The 18,747-nt window shown below is 52.2% G+C and carries 19 protein-coding genes; 11 read left to right on the top strand and 8 right to left on the bottom strand.

The window, feature by feature from the left end; genetic code table 11:
- Window positions 1–118: 118 nt before the first annotated feature.
- Window positions 119–1,813 carry a GMC family oxidoreductase gene (locus FRIGORI9N_RS11080; protein WP_159570841.1) on the top strand — a complete coding sequence of 565 codons (1,695 nt, stop codon included), beginning with the start codon at window positions 119–121 and terminating at the stop codon, window positions 1,811–1,813.
- A 44-nt stretch (window positions 1,814–1,857) separates the two neighbouring features.
- Here FRIGORI9N_RS11080 and FRIGORI9N_RS11075 read toward each other — a convergent pair whose 3' ends face one another.
- Together FRIGORI9N_RS11075 and FRIGORI9N_RS11070 are read right to left on the bottom strand one after the other, a co-directional pair.
- Window positions 1,858–2,430, bottom strand: coding sequence for an exopolysaccharide biosynthesis protein (locus FRIGORI9N_RS11075; RefSeq protein ID WP_159570838.1), 573 nt, complete (start codon window positions 2,428–2,430; stop codon window positions 1,858–1,860).
- A 31-nt stretch (window positions 2,431–2,461) separates the two neighbouring features.
- Entirely contained in the window at window positions 2,462–3,382 is a 921-nt protein-coding gene (locus tag FRIGORI9N_RS11070) for a DMT family transporter (protein ID WP_159570835.1), read from the bottom strand.
- A gap of 86 nt (window positions 3,383–3,468) precedes the next feature.
- Here FRIGORI9N_RS11070 and FRIGORI9N_RS11065 point away from each other — a divergent pair, with 86 nt between their 5' ends.
- The 6 genes from FRIGORI9N_RS11065 (at window position 3,469) to FRIGORI9N_RS11040 (ending at window position 10,036) form a co-directional block, all read left to right on the top strand.
- Window positions 3,469–4,377 carry a LysR family transcriptional regulator gene (locus FRIGORI9N_RS11065; protein ID WP_236550874.1) on the top strand — a complete coding sequence of 303 codons (909 nt, stop codon included), beginning with the start codon at window positions 3,469–3,471 and terminating at the stop codon, window positions 4,375–4,377.
- An 8-nt stretch (window positions 4,378–4,385) separates the two neighbouring features.
- A complete protein-coding gene (locus FRIGORI9N_RS11060) occupies window positions 4,386–5,837 on the top strand; it encodes an ATP-binding protein (protein WP_159570832.1) in 1,452 nt (483 codons plus the stop codon).
- Window positions 5,834–6,535, top strand: coding sequence for a response regulator (locus tag FRIGORI9N_RS11055; protein WP_159570829.1), 702 nt, complete (start codon window positions 5,834–5,836; stop codon window positions 6,533–6,535). The genes FRIGORI9N_RS11060 and FRIGORI9N_RS11055 overlap by 4 nt, the downstream gene beginning before the upstream one ends.
- A gap of 73 nt (window positions 6,536–6,608) precedes the next feature.
- A complete protein-coding gene (locus FRIGORI9N_RS11050; protein ID WP_159570826.1) occupies window positions 6,609–8,498 on the top strand; it encodes a potassium transporter Kup in 1,890 nt (629 codons plus the stop codon).
- A gap of 53 nt (window positions 8,499–8,551) precedes the next feature.
- Window positions 8,552–8,773 (top strand): DUF3820 family protein, encoded by a 222-nt coding sequence (locus FRIGORI9N_RS11045; RefSeq protein WP_159570823.1) that lies wholly within the window; start codon window positions 8,552–8,554, stop codon window positions 8,771–8,773.
- 12 nt (window positions 8,774–8,785) lie between these two features.
- Window positions 8,786–10,036, top strand: coding sequence for a TIGR03862 family flavoprotein (locus FRIGORI9N_RS11040; protein ID WP_159570820.1), 1,251 nt, complete (start codon window positions 8,786–8,788; stop codon window positions 10,034–10,036).
- On the opposite strand, the gene FRIGORI9N_RS11035 is transcribed toward FRIGORI9N_RS11040, so the two are convergent.
- Complete coding sequence (locus tag FRIGORI9N_RS11035) at window positions 10,026–10,745, bottom strand: class I SAM-dependent methyltransferase (RefSeq protein ID WP_236550873.1); 720 nt, start codon at window positions 10,743–10,745, stop codon at window positions 10,026–10,028. The genes FRIGORI9N_RS11040 and FRIGORI9N_RS11035 overlap by 11 nt on opposite strands.
- Window positions 10,746–10,846: 101 nt before the next feature.
- Here FRIGORI9N_RS11035 and FRIGORI9N_RS11030 point away from each other — a divergent pair, with 101 nt between their 5' ends.
- Window positions 10,847–11,686, top strand: a complete 840-nt coding sequence (locus tag FRIGORI9N_RS11030; RefSeq protein WP_159570815.1) for an SDR family NAD(P)-dependent oxidoreductase — start codon at window positions 10,847–10,849, stop codon at window positions 11,684–11,686.
- Window positions 11,687–11,701: 15 nt separating this feature from the next.
- Window positions 11,702–12,682 (top strand): NADPH:quinone oxidoreductase family protein, encoded by a 981-nt coding sequence (locus FRIGORI9N_RS11025; protein WP_159570812.1) that lies wholly within the window; start codon window positions 11,702–11,704, stop codon window positions 12,680–12,682.
- A gap of 5 nt (window positions 12,683–12,687) precedes the next feature.
- On the opposite strand, the gene FRIGORI9N_RS11020 is transcribed toward FRIGORI9N_RS11025, so the two are convergent.
- The 3 genes from FRIGORI9N_RS11020 to FRIGORI9N_RS11010 all read right to left on the bottom strand — a co-directional run bounded on the left by FRIGORI9N_RS11020 (window position 12,688) and on the right by FRIGORI9N_RS11010 (window position 14,610).
- On the bottom strand, window positions 12,688–13,086 hold the full coding sequence (locus FRIGORI9N_RS11020; protein WP_159570809.1) for a GreA/GreB family elongation factor: 399 nt from the start codon (window positions 13,084–13,086) through the stop codon (window positions 12,688–12,690).
- 219 nt (window positions 13,087–13,305) lie between these two features.
- Window positions 13,306–13,929: an LON peptidase substrate-binding domain-containing protein gene (locus FRIGORI9N_RS11015; protein WP_159570806.1), complete on the bottom strand. Its 624-nt coding sequence runs from the start codon at window positions 13,927–13,929 to the stop codon at window positions 13,306–13,308.
- Between the two features lie 45 nt (window positions 13,930–13,974).
- Window positions 13,975–14,610, bottom strand: a complete 636-nt coding sequence (locus FRIGORI9N_RS11010) for a LysE family translocator (protein WP_159570803.1) — start codon at window positions 14,608–14,610, stop codon at window positions 13,975–13,977.
- Window positions 14,611–14,714: 104 nt separating this feature from the next.
- Between FRIGORI9N_RS11010 and FRIGORI9N_RS11005 the strand changes: the two genes are divergently transcribed.
- Both FRIGORI9N_RS11005 and FRIGORI9N_RS11000 read left to right on the top strand, forming a co-directional pair.
- Complete coding sequence (locus tag FRIGORI9N_RS11005; RefSeq protein WP_159570800.1) at window positions 14,715–15,566, top strand: LysR substrate-binding domain-containing protein; 852 nt, start codon at window positions 14,715–14,717, stop codon at window positions 15,564–15,566.
- Window positions 15,567–15,634: 68 nt separating this feature from the next.
- Window positions 15,635–16,462: an MBL fold metallo-hydrolase gene (locus FRIGORI9N_RS11000; protein WP_159570797.1), complete on the top strand. Its 828-nt coding sequence runs from the start codon at window positions 15,635–15,637 to the stop codon at window positions 16,460–16,462.
- 7 nt (window positions 16,463–16,469) lie between these two features.
- Here FRIGORI9N_RS11000 and FRIGORI9N_RS10995 read toward each other — a convergent pair whose 3' ends face one another.
- Together FRIGORI9N_RS10995 and FRIGORI9N_RS10990 are read right to left on the bottom strand one after the other, a co-directional pair.
- Window positions 16,470–17,243, bottom strand: a complete 774-nt coding sequence (locus tag FRIGORI9N_RS10995) for an enoyl-CoA hydratase/isomerase family protein (RefSeq protein WP_159570795.1) — start codon at window positions 17,241–17,243, stop codon at window positions 16,470–16,472.
- A 20-nt stretch (window positions 17,244–17,263) separates the two neighbouring features.
- A complete protein-coding gene (locus tag FRIGORI9N_RS10990; RefSeq protein ID WP_159570793.1) occupies window positions 17,264–18,730 on the bottom strand; it encodes an LVIVD repeat-containing protein in 1,467 nt (488 codons plus the stop codon).
- Between the last annotated feature and the right edge of the window lie 17 nt (window positions 18,731–18,747).

Genomic DNA, 18,747 nt, shown 5'->3' with positions numbered 1-18,747 from the left:
TTTGCCCCGACCAATGGGCCCTGTCAAAAAATCTTGAGCTTTCTTCGTATTGGCCACTGCGTCCTGGCGATGCAACCCATTAATATGAATTTGAATCAAAATAACAAGAGGGTGGCTGATGGATGAATTCGACTTCGTCGTAGTTGGTGCTGGGTCCTCCGGTTGTGTCATGGCAAACCGTCTGACTGCATGCGGGCGGTTCAAGGTGTTGTTGCTTGAGGCCGGCCCCACAGACCATAAAAATCCATTGATTAATATGCCAGCCGGTATTGCTGCTTTGATGTTTAGCCGAAAGTACACTTGGCGTTATTGGACATCACCTCAATCGCATTTGGGTAATCGGGAGATGTTTCAGCCGCGAGGTAAAACCCTGGGTGGATCAAGCTCGATCAATGCGTGTGTCAACATTCGTGGCAATCCTGCCGATTTCAATTTGTGGGCAGATCTCGGTTGCGAGGGTTGGTCCTACGATGAGGTGCTTCCTTATTTTAAGAAGTCTGAAAGCTATGCGCCTTTGAGACAAAACAACACCAGCGAGCTTGCAAGATTTCATGGCACCGAGGGTCCATTGCATATTTCCAGCGCTTTGCATCTGAATCCTGTTTCTTCGGCATTCGTTCAGGCTGGAATTCAGGCGGGTTGGCCAGAGAACCATGATTTTAACGGTTCAACTCAAACTGGTTTTGGGGTTTACAAGTCGTATCACAAAGACGGCCAGCGATTTAGCAATGCCAGGGCTTATTTGTGGCCAATTATGACGCGCCCCAACTTGACTGTAATTGCCGATATCCGGGTTAGTCGGGTTCTTTTTGAGGGAAAGAAAGCCACGGGCGTGGAATACCTTTCTCAAGGTTTAAAAATGGTGGCCAAGGCTCGATGCGAAGTTATTCTGAGCGCTGGTGCTTTCAATACACCACAAATACTGATGCTGTCCGGTGTAGGGCCGAAGGCTGAACTGGATCGCCACAATATTGATCTTCATCATGAGTTGCCAGGTGTGGGCAAAAATTTGCAAGATCATCTGGATGTTTTTTTGGTGATGAAAGCAAAACGCGGGGTGACCATTTCAATGAATCCCTTGGCATTGGGTACCCGTTTGTTGGCTTTGTTCAAATACGTATTTTTCAAAAAAGGCGAGTTTTCAAGCCACTTGGCCGAGGCTGGTGGTTTTGTGAAATCTGCGGAAAGTGAACCCATTGAGGATTTGCAATTTCACGTGGTGCCGTTACCCGCAACCAAGCATGGTCTTAACTTGTGGCCTTTGTTTCGCTATTACGCCTACTCCATCATGGCCTATGATCTTCGTCCGCTATCTCGTGGGGAAGTCCGTTTGAAAAGTGCAGATCCAATGCAGCCCCCTGAAATTGATCCCAATTATGGTGCGCATCAGCGCGACATTGACCGCTTGGTTAAGTCCATAAAAATTCTTCGGAATTTGGTCAAGCAGCCGGCATTGGAAGCGTATAGCCGATCAGAGTTGGCTCCAGGCGAGGGTGTACAAACCGATGCAGAACTTGAAAGCTGGGTTCGCCAAACGGCGGAAACTGCTTACCACCCAGTGGGTACTTGCAAAATGGGTGTTGATGACATGGCCGTGGTAGATTCGCGCCTGAGAGTCCGAGGCGTGACTGGTTTGCGAATTGTGGACTGTTCTATCATGCCGACCTTGGTGGGTGGCAATACGAATGCCGCCGCCACCATGATTGCAGAGAAGGCCGCAGACATGGTGTTGGAAGATATAACTGAACGTCATGTCGAGTTTTCGCCCCAGGTCATGAGTGCCGCTTCTGCCATGGCCCGAACAACTGACTGATGCTGACTGCTTTCAAATGACTGCAAAGGCCGATGAATAGTCGCTTAAACCACTCTCAATATCAACCACACCAAAAACCCCAACACACCGACACCCACCAAGCCAGTCACAATGCCCGCGATGATCGCAAAACCATCGCGCGCCATCAGCCCAAGCCCAATCAATATAAGTGCAACTGCGGGGGTGCCGTTGCCACCGGGTATGGGCAAGAAAATGATAAAGCCCATTAGCGCGATGAAGGGAACAAGCCAGCCCCTGTGGGCGGGGCTGCTGAGTGCTTCAAGCCGTGGTTTGCACACCAGGTCAGCTTTGGTGTAAATCCACGTCAAAATCTTGATCATGCGGGTGGCCGATGCTTTGGACAGTTCAACGCGGCACACCGATTCAGGCAGGCCGTGGCTGCTGTCGTTGATCCACATCATGCGTGCAATTGCCCAGATTCCGAATGAGAACAAAAAGCCTGAGAAGGGAATGGGCAGCAGGGTGAGCACTGCGAGAAAAAGCAGCAATGCGCCGTGGGCGGATTCGCCGTGCATGTCGGCTAAAAATCGCACGGAAACTTTGTCGTCGTGAGGGTGTGCAACCGCCAGTTTCAGGCGCAGAAGTAATTCGTTCATGCCGCAGTATACCGCTGCCACATGACACCGCTTAGCGAGTGCGCCACACCAGGTACACCCCAGCCAGCACAAACCCTGCACCGATCAACTGATACACGGAAATGGGTTCAGCCAGAAGTGCCCATGCAAACACAATGCTAAGCACTGGGCCCAATGTGCCAATTAACACTGCACGTGCCGAACCTATTGAGCGTATGGCCATCGACTGCCACACCACGGGCAACACGGTTGAAAACACGGCCATGGCTGCGCAATAGAAATAAACCGGCGCAGGTTGCACCAGGTCGCTGATTGGCTGGCTACTCACAAAATGAATTTGCGTGGCCACTGTGGATACTAAAGTGGCCAACACAGCGAATCGCAGTGAACCGATTTTGCGCACCATGCCCTCGGTGCCTGCGCTGTACAGCGCATATGAAATGGCCGAGCCAAAAACCAGGGCTGCGCCCAACAACAATTCAGTGGTGTTCTCGGTAAAACTCAAGTCATGCCAAAACGCAATACCAATGCCCACGTATGAGAGCACCACCGCAGCCACTTGCGACTTTCTCAGCGCATGGCCCATGAACAGCACGCCGATTAGCAAAGTAATGGTGGGGTAGGTGAACAGAATCAACCTTTCCAAGCCTGCCGAAATATATTGCAAACCCATGAAGTCGAGAATGCTGGCACCGTAATAGCCCAGCAAACCCAAAGCCACCAACATGCCCCAATTTCCTCGGCTTAAGGCGGGGCCACTGAACAACACGTTGCGGCCTATCCACAAAAACAGGGGCAATGAAAACAGCATGCGCAGCGACAAGGTGGTGATGGGGTCGATGGGTGCTGCACCATAGGCCAGTTTCACGAAAATTGCTTTCATGGAAAAACCTGTGGCGGCCAACACTGCAAGCAGTACGCCTATGCGTTCGGGCGACATGCGGTTGAAGTACAGGGTGGCAGTGGCAATCATGATTGTGTGCAGAGTTCTTGTGGATCGAATGATGAACCGCTTAGAATTGAATGAAAATTGCTATTTCTGCACATGAGCGTTCGAAAATGACGAATCCTTTGCGTTACGACCTGGATGACCTTCGGGTTTTTCTGGCCATTGCTCAGGCGCGCAATCTGACCCGCGGTGCGCAGCAGGTAAACCTTGCACCATCTTCAGCCAGCCATCGGCTTAAAAGCCTGGAGGAAGCAATTGGCACGCCTTTGTTCACCCGGCAGGCGCGTGGCGTTACCTTAACGCCCGCTGGCGAAACGCTGATGCGCCATGCTCGCCGTGTGTTTGCCCAGCTTGAGCAAATGCACGCCGACCTTTCTCCCTTGGCGAGGGGTGTGCGTGGACATGTTCGCCTGTGGGCCAATACCCATGCCACACATACTTATTTACCGGCCGATTTGTCGGCCTTTCTGAAAGACTTTCCGCAGGTCAGTATTTCGCTTGAGGAGCACTCCAGCCTTGATATTGTGATGGCTTTGGTTCGTGGCGAGGTGGATGTTGGTGTGGTGGCCGAGGAAGTGGAGGGGGCTGATGTAAGGCTGTTACCCTACCGTTCGGATCGCCTGGTGTTGATTGCACCCTTGAGCCACCCGCGTGCACGTCGCAAACGTATCAAATTCAGCGAGGTGCTGGACGATCCTTTTGTCATGTTGCATGCGGGTTCTTCGATTCACACCTTTACGCTGAATGCAGCCGCTGCACTGGGGCGGCACCTGGATGTTCGTATTCAGGTTCGAAGCTTTGAGGCAGTGTGTCGAATGGTGTCGGCGGGCGTGGGTGTTGGTTTGGTGCCCCGCAGCGCCTTGGTGAATCACGATGGCTCGCCAAGAGCTGACCTGGTTGTGATTGACCTGGATGAACCCTGGGCCAAACGCAATTTGCAAGTGTGCATTCGAAATAACGACAATTTGACGCCTTTTGCAAGGCATTTGATTGAACGCTTAACTACAGCTTCTGGATAAATGAATTCATGAAATCGATCACGTTGCTGACTGGTGTTTTGGGCATTGCCCTGTGGGCCACCCTGATGTTGGTGCTTGCCTACCCGCACGACTGGGTTACGATTTCCAATGCGCCCGTGGTGCTCATTCTGGTGTCCTCCATCTATTCCCTTTTATTGCCTTTGGCGCTTTCGTTGGCACTCAGCGCGCTTGCGGTACTCATGTTCAACTACCAAATGGTGCCCCCCGTGCACACATTTCATGTTGACCTTCACGAGCATGGCATTTTGCTGATCACAATGATGAGTGTGTCGTGGCTGGTTACCTATTTGTTGCGGCGTCAAAAGCAAATTGCTGCGCTTGAGCGGCAACAGGCGCAGCGCACCTTGCAGCTGATGCAGTGGAGTGAAAAGCTGCGTGAGGTCGACAAGCCGGAACAACTGCTTTCAGATTTACAGCAGTTGTTGCTTGGCATGGCCGAGGGTTGTGCACAAGTGGTTGTGGAGTTTACTGCTACGGAGGTTGATTCACTGAATGCTGCACAAATCAAAGCGTTCAATGCCTGCCTGAAAGAGAACAAGGCGCTGGGGAAAAGCACTGGGCGTTACGACAACCTTGAAGACCTTTACCTGCCCATGCGTGGAAAATCGAAAGCCTATGGTGTGTGCGTGTGTGTGGGTGGTGATGTTGATTTTAACGAGACTTTGTGGGTGCGGGACGCGCAGGCACTGTTGGATCAAATGGGCCTTGCCTGCGAGCGTCGAGACAATGTGTTACGTGCCCAAAGTGCACGTGAATCGGCACAAACCCAGAAAACCCGCAGCTTGTTTTTAACATCGATTGCGCACGATCAGCGCACACCGCTGGCCAGTATCATGACTTCCGCCTCGGCGATACTGGAGCAAACTGACCGTTTGAGCAAAGATGAAATTAGGCATTATGCTGAGTTGATTCAAGAGGAATCGCAGCAGGTGGCACGCCTTACCGACAACACGCTGACGCTGGCGCGGCTTAGTGGTGAACAGGTGCAGGTGCCCATGCAACTGGAATCGGTTGAGGACATGGTAGCGGCCGTGTTGCAGCGCCTGAGAAAACGCAAGACCCTGTATTTGCCCACCGTGAAAGTTGATGCTGGCTTGCCCTTGGTGAATTGCAATATGGTGCTGGTGGAGCAGGTGTTGGACAATCTGATTGACAATGCGATGAAACATTCGGGCGCTCCTGGTTCAGTCGAATTGCTTGTGTTGCAACAGCAGGGTGAGGTGGTGTTTCAAGTGGCAGACCGTGGGCAGGGCATGCAGGGTCAACATAAATTGCAGGGTGATGAATTCCGGGGTTTGGGCATTGGCTTGCAGCTTTGCCATGCCGTGGCGCAGGTTCATTCGGGCCGTTTGAGTTTTTCCTCGCCAGCAAATTCCGGTCAGGGCGTTTTGGCTACCTTTGCGTTGCCCTTGGCCGCGGTGCAGGACAACAACACATGAGCATTCGTATTTTGTTGATTGAAGACGACCGCGAGCTGGGCAAGGCGCTGCGCAACACTTTGATCACGGAAGGGCATTCGGTGGCCACGGCGGCCAGTTTGTCTGAAGCCAAAGCCTTGTTGGCCAATCAGCCCGATGGGCAGGCTTTTGATTTGTATTTGCTGGATTTGGGTTTACCCGATGGCGATGGCAAAAGCTTTTTGGAACTGGCCCGCCGGGCAGGCAGTGCACCAGTGATTGTGATTTCAGCGCGCCCGCATGAAGACAGCAAAATTGAATTACTGGATGCCGGGGCTGACGACTACCTGGTGAAGCCCTTTAACGTAGGCGAGTTATTGGCACGCATCCGTGTGGCCTTGCGCCACCGTGGCAATTTGGCGCAGCCAGCCACTTTGATGTATCAGCGTGATGGTTTGAACATTGACCTGGTGAAGCGTGAAATTACCCTGCAAGGCGCTGAAATCAAATTAACGCCCACCGAGTATGAGTTACTGGCTCGCCTGGTGCGAAGTGCCGGGCAGGCTGTAAGCCATCGGCAATTGTTGGCTGATGTGTGGGGTGCGGAGTACCTTGAGCACACCCAATACACCCGCTTGTATGTTGGCCAGTTGCGCGCGAAAATTGAGAACAACCCCGCAGACCCACACTTTATTTTGACGGAAACCGGTGTTGGCTATCGTATGTTAGCCAGCGAATAAGTTTCCTTATAACTTCCTTATATGTTGCAGCGCATGATGCAGGCTGTTTTCACACTGCAGATGCGTTGCAAACATGAACAAACCCGAATCAAAAGACAAAACCAAAGCTGGCCTGGCCGCACTTACCTTGGGTGCCATCGGCGTTGTGTACGGCGACATTGGGACCAGCCCGCTGTACACAGTTAAGGAAGTGTTTGGCGAGAACAGTGGCGTGCCATTGAATCCCGAGAATCTAACTGGCGCCATTTCCGTCATTTTTTGGGCCTTGATGTTGGTGGTCACTTTGAAGTATGTGGTCCTGATTTTGAAGGCTGACAACAATGGCGAGGGCGGTGGCTTGGCGCTTACCGCATTGGCCTCGGAAGCAGTTCGCAAGAACCCGAAACTGAAAACTGTGTTGTTGTTAATTGGTGTGTTTGGTGCCACGCTTTTTTATGGCGACAGCGTAATTACACCAGCTATTTCAGTGCTGGGTGCCATGGAAGGGCTGACGCTGATTACGCCCACCTTAACGCCCTACATTATTCCGCTTAGTGTATTGATCCTGATTGGGCTGTTTGCTGTTCAACGTCACGGTACTTCGGTGGTGGGCAAGTTTTTTGGCCCTGTTATTGTTGTGTGGTTTATTACCTTGGGCGTGGTGGGCATTGTCAATATTGCCAGTGCACCCAAAATTTTATACGCACTGAACCCGGTGCATGCCGTTCAATTTGTGCTCGACAGAGGATGGGGTTTGTTTGCTGCATTTGGCGCAATTGTGTTGGCCTTAACCGGCGCAGAAGCGCTATATGCCGACATGGGACACTTCGGGAAAAAACCAATTCGGCTAGCATGGACATTCTTTGTTTTTCCAAGCCTTGCTTTGAATTATCTGGGGCAGGGGGCTTTGTTGATTGCAGACCCCAGCGCCATTGAAAATCCATTCTATCGTTCGTTCCCCGAAACCATGGTAATTCCTGCATTGGCCTTGGCCACCATGGCCGCCATTATTGCATCGCAGGCGGTTATTTCTGGTGCGTATTCCATGAGCAAGCAAGCCATTCAGCTGGGCTTTTTACCGCGCATGAAAATTCACTACACCTCCGCCAAAGAGTCGGGCCAAATTTACATGCCCGCCGTAAACTGGTTGTTGTTGGCGGGCGTGTTGCTGGCGGTATTGATGTTCCATAATTCCTCCAACCTGGCGGGGGCTTATGGTATCGCGGTCACCTTGACCATGCTGATCACCACCACGCTGACCTACTTTGTGATTCGTCACAGCTGGGGTCTGCCTGCATGGTTGTCGGTGGGGGCCACCATCTTCTTCATTCTGATCGACATACTGCTGGTGGTTAGCTGCGCATTCAAATTGCTGGATGGTGGCTGGTTTCCGATCGTGTTGGGCTTGGCCTTGTTTGTAGCCATGTCTACCTGGTGGCGTGGCCGCAAGTTGCTGATGAAAAGTATTCAGAAAGACGGCATTGATTTGAACGATTTTTTGCCCACACTGAATGTGGATCAAATTAACCGTGCTTACCGCACTGCCGTGTACCCGGTGGCTGACCCTGACAAAGTACCCATGGCTTTGCTGCACAACTTGAAACACAACCAGGTGCTGCATGCATCGAACGTGATATTGACGGTGGTGTTTGAAAGCGTGCCTTGGGTTGGCAATTTGAACCGGGTTGAAGTGAATTCGCTAAGCCGCGGGTTTTGGCAAGTGACGGTGCGCTATGGCTTTATGAACACGCCTGACATTCCCAAGGCTTTGGAGTTGACTGACGAGGTGGGCCTAAAAGTTTCTCTGTTCGAAACCACTTACTTTTTGAGCCGTGAAACCGTGGTGCCCACGGCGGGTTCGGGCATGGCCAGGTGGCGCGAGCAACTTTTTGCTGCCATGAGTCGCAATGCAGGCGGTGTGGTGGATTTTTTCAGGTTGCCCTCGAATGCGGTGGTGGAGTTGGGTACGCGGGTACAGATTTAACGCGCAAGGGTAAACCTTGCTGGGCGGCGGGCTTCATGCTTTATAATTTTTAAATGAATCCAGACGATCTACAAAAGCTTGTGACCATGAAAATGCCTTTTGGTAAGCACCAGGGCAAGTTGCTTGCAGATTTGCCCGGCAATTACCTGAACTGGTTTGCCCGTGAGGGCTTTCCGAAAGGTGAAATTGGTCGTTTGCTTGCCTTGATGCAGGAAATTGACCACAACGGTTTAAGCCACTTGCTTAAACCACTTCGCAATTCAACTTCAAATTAAGCCTATCACTGCATGCCTGACACCTTGAATAAATCAGTGGCCATTGTTGGCGGCGGTCCTGCGGGCTTGATGGCCGCGGAGGTGCTCAGCAATGCGGGCGTGCAGGTGGATGTGTTTGATGCCATGCCTTCGTTTGGGCGCAAGTTTTTGTTGGCTGGCATTGGTGGGCTCAACATTACGCACAGCGAAGAGTACGCAAAGTTTTGCTCCCGCTATGCAGACCGGCAACCGCATTTACAAGCCACACTTGATTTGATGACACCGGAGCAATTGTGCGAATGGGTGCATGGTTTGGGTATTGAAACCTTTGTGGGTACCTCAGGCCGGGTGTTCCCGAAGGAAATGAAAGCAGCGCCTTTGTTGCGTTCCTGGTTGCATCGATTGCGAAGCAAGGGTGTGCGCATGCATGTGCGCCACCGGTGGCAAGGTTGGTGCGCGCAGGGTCAATTGCAATTTTCTACGCCGAATGGTTCAGTTGAATGTTCACCCACGGCCACAATACTGGCGCTGGGCGGTGCAAGCTGGCCCAAGCTCGGTTCCGATGGTGCGTGGGTGCCCCTCTTGCGTGGCGCTGGTGTTGGCGTGGCTGAACTTGAAAGCGCGAATTGCGGTTTTGAGGTGAAGTGGAGCGATTACCTTCGCGAGAAATTTGCAGGCGCACCGCTTAAATCGGTGGCTTTGAAATTTACCAACTTGCAAGGTCTGGAAACCGAGCGGCCAGGTGAAATGGTGATTGGCCAGTACGGTGTTGAGGGTAGCCTGATTTATGCATTCTCGCGTGAGATTCGCCAACGGTTGAATGCGCAGGGCAGTGCAACTTTCACGCTCGATTTGTTGCCGGGGCGCAGTGTTGATCGGGTTCGAACTGACGTGGCGGGTTTGGCTCGCAGCAGTCAGTCCATGTCCAGCTACTTCAAGAGCAAATTGGGAATTGCAGGCGTGAAGTTGGCCCTGTTGCATGAAGTGTTGGGTAAAGATGGTTTCAAGAATTCTGACAAACTGGTTTCAACCATCAAGGCCCTGCCGATTACTGTTCACGCAACACGCCCCATCGACGAGGCAATTAGCACAGCAGGTGGTGTGTGTTTTGAAGGCATGGACAGCAATTACATGCTGACGCACAAGCCGGGTACATTTGTGGCAGGTGAAATGCTGGACTGGGAAGCACCCACTGGCGGTTATTTGCTCACTGCCTGTTTTGCAACCGGAATGGCTGCAGGGCAGGGCGTGTTGCGCTGGCATTACGACTCAATTACGGATTGATGAACGTAATCATGTTCTGCCAGCTCAGGCTTTCGGCTTTTTCGTATTTCAGCCCCAGGTTTTCCGCTTCTTTTTGAACCTGTGCCACGCTCATGGTGTGCAGCGCTTTAATCGGCACATCGGGGTCAAAGGCCCTGTATTCTACAAACACAATTTTTCCGCCTTTTTTTACAGCCTTCATCAGCGATTGAAGCGTTTCACGCGGGTATTCAAGCTCGTGATACACATCGACCATAATCGCTACATCCAGTATTCGGTCGGGCAGGTTCAAGTTCTTCTCGCCCGATTGTCGAATTTGCATGCGGCCTTTGGGTAAACCATCTGCCTTCTTTTGCAGCATTTTGATCATTTGCGGCTGAATATCAACTGCCCAAACCACACCGTTCGGTGCAATTTTGTCGGCGATCATTTGGGCAATGTGCCCTGTGCCCGCGCCAATGTCGCCTACCACCATGCCGGGTTTTAAATTCAATTTCTGGATCAGCAAATCGGTGCGCTCTTCTTCAAGGCGTTGAGGGCGCTCAAGCCAGGGCGCACCTTGCCAACCCATTACTTTTGAAATTTGACGGTCGCAATACGATTTGCCAATTCCATCGGGGTGGGGGTTGGCAATGGTGGCGTAGGTGCAGCTGGCCCAGGCATTATTCCCAATCCAAAACAACGGCAGCAAGACTGACATCGCCAACAACTTATTTAATCGATTTTTCATTGCAAAGCCTCTGAGATAAAACTGTTCCTTTGGTTCTGTTAATCTGGTTTTAACTCAGCAGAAGCTGAAAAGCAAAAGAAGAAATTCGGAGACAACAATCCATGAATGAATTCAACGGCAAAACCGCCGTGATCACTGGGGCGGCCAGCGGCATTGGTTTGGCTTTGGCCAAACATGCAGCAGCACAGGGCATGAACATGGTGCTGGCCGACATTGATGAGGCTGCACTTCTTGCGGCGACAGAACAACTGAACTTGCCGGCTGATCGGGTGTTGGCGTTGCGCATCGATGTGCGCCATGCAGCAGAAATAAAATCCCTTGCCGATGCAGCATATTCAAAATTCAACGCCGTGCATTTGCTGTTCAATAATGCGGGAGTGGCCTTGGCGCGCACCACGTGGGAACACACCGTGGCCGATTGGGAATGGGTGTTGCAGGTGAACCTGTGGAGTGTGGTGCACGGCATTTCTGAATTTCTTCCCCGCATGCAGGCACAGGGCGGCGCGGCGCATATTGTGAACACAGCCTCGGTGGCAGGGTTGGTGTCTAACCCCGGCATGGCGGCTTACAACGTGAGTAAGCACGGTGTGGTAACGCTAAGTGAAACCTTGAGCCTTGAGCTTCAAATGACTCAATCAACGGTGGGTGTTTCTCTGTTGTGCCCGGCATGGGTACCGACAGGCATTGGCAATTCCGAGCGCAACCGACCCAGTGATGTGGCGCAAACCATGCCAATCGAGGGATTTTCTGCTCAACTGAACAAGCGAATTGGCAAGGCAATTGCCAGCGGGCAGTTAACTGCAGATGACATGGCCGTGGAAACTTTCAATGCAATTTCAGAGAACCGTTTCTATGTGATTCCACACAGCTACATGTTCCCGGTGATTGAAACCCGTATGCAAGAAATTCTGGGGCAACAAAATCCCACACTGCCAAAATAAGAAGGAGACAAAACAATGAAAGCATTGCTGTGTAAAACTTTGGGATTGCCCGACACCCTGGTGCATGAGGAAACCGCCGACCCGCAGCCGGGCCCAGGCCAAGTGGTGGTGGACATGAAAGCCGCTGGTGTTAATTTTCCCGATGCCTTGATTATCCAGGGCAAGTATCAGTTCAAGCCTGCCTTGCCCTTTGCGCCGGGCGCAGAACTGGCTGGTGTGGTGGCTGCACTGGGTGACGGTGTAAAGAACGTGAAAGTGGGCGACCGCGTGATTGCAATGTGCACACACGGTGCCTTCGCTGAAAAAGTGCTGGTGCAAGCCAAGCAGATTATCCCAATGCCTGCGGCCATTGATTTCGAAACTGCTGCCTCGTTCACCTTGGCCTATGGCACTTCCTACCACGCATTGAAAGCCCGTGGACAACTGAAAGAAGGTGAAACCCTGTTGGTGTTGGGTGCTGCAGGTGGCGTGGGTTTGGCTGCTATTCAAATTGCCAAGGCCTTGGGTGCGAAAGTGATTGCAGCCGCTTCTACGGAAGAAAAGCTGGCCATTTGCAAAGAGAACGGAGCTGATGAATTAATTAATTACAGCACCAGCGATTTGCGTGAACGCGTGAAAGAATTGACTGGCGGTAAAGGTCCGAATGTTATTTTTGATCCGGTGGGTGGCAAGTATGCTGAACCGGCATTTCGCAGCATTGGCTGGAGTGGGCGCTATTTGGTGATCGGTTTTGCAGACGGTGAAATTCCAAGTATTCCACTGAATTTGCCCTTGCTTAAAGGCGCAGCGATTGTGGGTGTATTTTGGGGTGACTTTGTGAATCGTCAGTTGTTCGATTTCATCAAAGACCTGGGTGAAATGTTTGCCTTGATCGAACAAGGCAAACTGAAACCACTGGTGTCCAAGGTGTATCCACTCTCGCAGGGCGCACAGGCCCTGCAAGATTTGTTGGACAGAAAAGTGGTGGGCAAGGTGGTGATCACAGCCAACACTTAAACAACTTAAGTTGTGTAATCGCCGCTGGCCTCGGGCTGAAACAGAATTTCCTTCACCACTGCGAAATGCTGTTCTCCGTTCGGGGTTGCCCATTGTGCCAGCGTGCCCGCTTTACGACCCAATAAGCTGGCACCCACAGGCGACAGTACGGAAATATAGCCTTTCGCAGGTTCCGCATCGTTGGGGTAACACAGCATCAGTTTGTTGCTGTGTCCACTTTCTGTTTCAACTACGGTAAAAAGGCTGTTCATTGTGATCACGTCGGCAGGAATTTCTTTCGGCGTGATCACTTCAGAATCATCAATCGCCTCCAGCAATTCCGGCGGGAATGGAGCAGTCAATTTGGAAATGCGGGCCAAATCCAGTTCGTTCATCAATCGCTCGGGCGTGCGTAATTTCTTCATGTTTAACTCTCAGGCTGTTGCGCTTGGAGTGTGCCCGGCGATGCGTGTGGTGTGCGCGAATTGGGTAGGGTGGGTGATCGCCGGGCTTAAGAATGTGCGGCCGGCGGGCAAACACGCGCGCGGCAGCGTGCCTTGCAGTTGAGCAAGGCGTGCAGTGCGGCTGCGGCATGTTTTTTGAAGGTAGGCATGGCGCAATAGTAGGTCGCATTGCTGGTTTGGTCAACTTTTGAGCAAACCTTGCGCTGCCAAAGTGTCGTCAATCAACTCAAGCCGCAGCAATGGGTTGTCCAAAGCCAGCAGTTGTAGTTTGGTGGGCTTGTCCAGGGGCAGCAGTTCGCACCAACGGTTGGCAACCCAGCCGCTGTCCATCAATTTATAGGGTTTGCGAAATGGCAATTGATCCTCGGCAATTCCTTGCTCGTCGATTGAGTTGATCAGGTTGGCCAGGGCATTGGCGCTGCCTTGCAGGTAGTCGGGTATTTCAACCACGGAGTCAGCGGGCAGGGTTTGTATCTCGCCCATCCACAAACCATTTTTTTCTTGTTCGGCATTCAGCAACTTGAAACGCTGTGTTCCCACGGTGGAAATGTTCATCAATGTGGGCGTGGTGAATTCGTGGTGTTCAATATTGACCAGTGTGCCGAACTTGGCCAACTGAATTTGTTCATCGGGGCGGCGAACTTCATTGCCATCGAGCAGGCTGACCACACCAAAGGGTGTGTTGTCACGCAGGCATTTTTTCATCAAGTCGAGATAGCGCACCTCGAAAATTTGAAGATTCAAAACACCTTGTGGATACAGGACTGTTGCCAACGGAAACAGTGGCATGGACGCTTGCGACATGGGGTACTTCCTTCGGTAAAACTGACCGTAACACACTACAGCATATCAACCCAAAGCCTGCAATGCCATCTCTGCGCTCAAGGTCAGCAAGGTAACACCCATCACCACACGCTGAGCCAACAGCCAGCCAGGTTTACGCGCAAGAAAAGCAGCCATGCTGCCCGAGAACAGGGCCATGCCAGCATTCACGAAGGCGAACATGAAGATTAACAAGCCGCCGTAAAAAAGCGACTGCTGCAACATTTCGCCTTGGGTTTCATCAATGAATTGCGGCAACAAAGTGAGAAAAATCAAAGCCAGTTTTGGGTTCAGCAAACTGGTGGTGGCACCCATCGCGAATAGTTTGCCTGTATGTTCGCGCGGTAAGTGGTCGCGAATTTCAAGTGGTGAACGACCGCCGGGGCGAATGGTATTCCAGCCCAGCCAACCCATGTACACCGCACCACAGGCGCTGAGTATTTGCGCGGCATGAAGCTGTGTTTTAAAAAAAGCAGTAATTCCGAATGCAGCACCAAACATGTAAAAAAGGTAGCCCACAATGACGCCGCCCAGCGAAGTCAGCCCGGCGCGCCGCCCTTGTGTTATTGAGCGTGAGATCACGTAAATCATGTTGGGACCGGGGGTAATGGACAGCAAACTGCCCACCACTAAAAATGCATACAGTGAACTCAGGTCTTGCACTTGAAGAATTCCTTGTTGAGTGAATTGCGAGGTGAATTATTGAACACTGGATAAGTTTCGTAAAACGAATTAAATTGAACTAATTATTCAGAAAAACTGATTAAATGAAAAAACTCGATCTGGATGCCTTGGCCATGTTGATTGCAGTAGCTGACTCGGGCAGCTTTGCAGCTGGTGCTGCTTTGGTACATCGCTCGCCCTCGGCGGTCAGCATGCAAATCAAGGGGCTGGAGAGCTTGCTAGGTAAGCCTCTGTTTTTGCGCGACACTCGAAACCTGGAGTTGACAGCTGAGGGACACACTTTGATTGGCTATGCCCGACAAATGTTGGCTCTGCGGGATGAGGCGTTTGCAGAATTAACCCGGCCTGCATTGACTGGGCGTGTCAGTATCGGTGTGCCCGATGACTATGCTTCGTCTTTGCTGCCGCCAGTGTTGCGCAAATTTTCTGCCACTTACCCCAGGGTGGAAATTCAAGTGGTGGGCAGGCCCAGCCAGCACATTGCGCAATTGGTGAAAGACAATGAAGTGGATTTGGCCGTGATTACACGCACCAAGGGTTGTCCTGGTGTGTTGTTGAGAATGGAACCTTTGGTGTGGGCTGGCTCGCCCAGCAACAAAAATATCTGGAAAGAGCGCCCGTTGCCGCTTGCTGTGTTTGGTGAGGGCAGCACCGCACGTGCCCATGCTCTGAAAGCCTTGCAGCAAGCAAAAATTCCCTATCGCATGTCGTACGAAAGCCCGGCCGTGCAGGGTTTGGTGAGTATGGTAGACGCTGGCCTTGCAATTGCGCCCTTGGCCCAGTGTGGCGTGCCTTCGCACCTGGTGCGACTGGGTACAGCGGAGGGCTTGCCACCGTTGCAGCCCGTGGAGGTGGTGTTGTCCAGAAGTTCGAAATCCAAGCGCCCGCCTTGTGATTATTTTGCTGAATTGTTGGTTCAGGAGTTGGAGAATTGAACAGCTTAAGGCATTGTGGATGGGTTGCAATTTAAACTGAATACACACAACCACACGGAATCTGACTGATGAAAATTCACCACATGAATTGCGGCACCATGTGCCCGATCTGTAAACGCTTGATCAACGGCAGTGGTGGTTTTTTTGAACGGGCGAACATGGTGTGCCATTGCTTGTTGGTTGAAAGCGAGCAGGGTCTTGTTTTGGTGGATACCGGCGTGGGCACGGGCGATATACTCGAGCCAAAAAGGCGCTTGGGCACCGGTTTTATGGCCATGTTGGCACCACAATTGAAAATGGAAGAAACAGCCATTGAGCAAATCAAGACCATGGGGTTTAACGCGAGTGATGTGAAGCACATTGTGCCGACTCACCTCGACTTGGACCATGCAGGCGGTTTGAGCGATTTTCCCGATGCGCAGGTGCATGTGTTTGAGCCAGAACACCGGCATGCGATCAACCCGAGTTTGCGCGATTCCATGCGATTCAGAAAAGCGCAGTTTGAGCATGGCCCACAGTGGGTCATTCATTCAGAACCAGTTGAAACCTGGTATGGCTTTCAAGCCATTCGCCCGATTGCCGGTGTTGATTTGCTGATGGTGCCCTTGATTGGACACACCCGCGGCCATGTGGGTGTGGCGGTGAAGCAGGGCAACGAGTCGGGTAGTAAGTGGCTACTGCATTGTGGCGATGCTTATTTTCACCGCAGCGAAGTGGCATTGAAGCACGAAGACCCCATGCCTGCGGGCGTGGCATTTTTTGAAAAGCTGGTGCAAACATTGCCTGCAGAGCGCGTTGCGACGCAGGCGCGTTTGCGTGAGTTGGTGAAAAGCAGCGGCGATGAAGTTGAGCTGTTCTGTGCGCACGACCCCGTGGAGTACGCGCGCTACAGTTGAAACAGATTTAGCTTTTTGCTTTCCGCGCTGCAGCCAATTGTGCTTGCAGCGCATCAATGCGCTGGTGGTTGTCTTCGGAACCAATGTAACTTCTGAACAGCCATTCTTGAGTTCGCATGGACATGTCCAAATCCTGGTTCAACACCACATTCGAAAGCCGCTTCGTTTCAGCCAAGCAGGCGCGGTCGTATTGCGCCATGTCGCGCGCAATTTGCGCAACCGAGCTTAGTAGTTCACCTTCGGGAAACACCTTGCTGACATAGCCCATGCGCTCGGCTTCAGCCGCATCATAAATGCGACCAGTCAGCGCCACTTCCTTGGCTCGACCCATGCCAATGATGCGCCACAGCGGATCCATGATGGGGGTCAGCGACAACACAATTTCACGCTGCCCGAACTTGGCGCGTGTTGATGCATAACGAATGTCGCACATCATGGTCAAGTCAAACCCACCTGCAATTGCGGCGCCGCCCACAGCGCAAATCACGGGTTGTTCGCAAAACAAAATTGCACGGTATGCGCGGTGAAACAGGGCAGTGTAGGCTTCGTTGTTAACCTTTTCCAGTTTGCGAATTTCGTTCAGGTCAAAGCCTGCTGAAAAGTATCGCTCGCCACCGGTGAACACAATCACGTTCACGTCTTGCCTTGTACCCAGCGCGTTGAACATCGCCGTTACTTCTTCAAGCACATCAGGCGCCAAGGCATTGCCCTTGTCGGGCCGGTTGATCGTGACAGTGGCCACGCGTTCTGCTACTTCAAGATTCAAATACTGAAAGTTCATTGAGATAAATTCCGGTTGAATTATTTCCAAGCGTTGTTGGTGACCTTGACCACATAAAAGCCTTGGTAACCATCGGTGTACCAAATCTCTTTGCGTTCAGGCACAAATGCCGGGCTGGACATGGCCCAGTTGCTGGCAGGTGCTGGCAAAGTTAACACACGCGGCTTCACCGGAGCGTTGAAATAGGCCACTTCAACAGGGTTGGCGGGGTCGCGAATGTCAAAAATTCGCAAACCAGACAAAATCATGCTGCAAGCAACAATGGTGGGGTTCACACGCGTTGGAATGTTGCAGTAATGCCCTGCGTAACCACCTGTCGGGTTTTGTGCGCCCGGGTCGTTGGCAATTTCTTCGCGGTTGGCAATGTTGTGTACATCAAGCCGCAAGTTTGAAATGACCTTGGGTTTTGTTTCATCTGAAATATCGATAATTCGAGCCGCGCCCACATTGGGACCATTCGCGCCCACAGGCAAGGGTCCACTGTTGCCACCTGAATATTCATCAACTTCCATCACATACTTTTTACCATTGCGGGTAAACGGAATTGCGTTTTGTGGAATGGTCACCGTGTCCCAGGTTAGACGGGAAACTTCACGCACTTCCGGGTTGGCTTTGCGGGCCTGAATATCAGAAATATCCAGAATCAGCATGCCAGCAGGGTCGCCAATGCTGGCCACATAGGCGCGGTTGCCATCGGGGCTAATCGACAATCCGTGTGATGAATATTGCCCTGCCCAAAGTGGGCGTGGCAGGCTGGGGTTGGAGATATCAAGCGCCACCAGCGTGGAAGTGGAGGGCGAACCTGAGAAAAATGTTTTGCCGTCGGGAGAAATACCGCTTTCATGGCCAAACAGGCCCAAAGGGGTGGATGATTTCAACACAGGGTTGCGGCAGTCTTCTGACACATCGTAAATATCGACAATACCCGGGCCAAATGCAGGGTTGCCTAATACAGCAGCCAAAACGCCCCCTTCCTGACTCACCACCAGTGATTCATGCGGCGACAACATCGCAGGCGTAATCAAACGTGTAGTGCGCACTGGCTTGGTGGGGTCGCTCATGTCGAACACATTCACGCCCAATTCCATGTCCAGAATATTGGTGGGGAACAACAAGGTGCTGTCTGCGAATGCGCAGTCGCGACCTGCTTTGTCGCGGTAGCGTTCCACTTTGAAGCCACCTACGGTACCGATCACGCGTTCAGGCGCGAACGAGCCCACCATTTGTGTGTTGCACGTAAAACCAGCTGTGGCCAGGCCTGCGTCATGGTCTGCCTGCGAAACGCGGCCTTGCATGCCCGTTTCAGGGCGCGAGCCCGGGCCGCATTGGCTTTGCGGTGTGGCGGTTACATTCAAACCGTTGACCACTTGACTGGAATTGGTGCGCGCACCCACGTTGCTGCTGGAATCTGAGCCGCCCAGGCAGCCCGCGACCAGCGTGGGCAACAACAAGGCGGCGAGTACCACTTGTGTCGGTTTCTTTAACATGATTGGGAATGTCTCCA

It is taken from the genome of Limnobacter sp. 130, from assembly GCF_902506325.1.
GTDB lineage: Bacteria > Pseudomonadota > Gammaproteobacteria > Burkholderiales > Burkholderiaceae_B > Limnobacter.
Note: the sequence above shows the minus strand (reverse complement) of the source record. Positions and strands in the feature narration are given on the sequence as shown.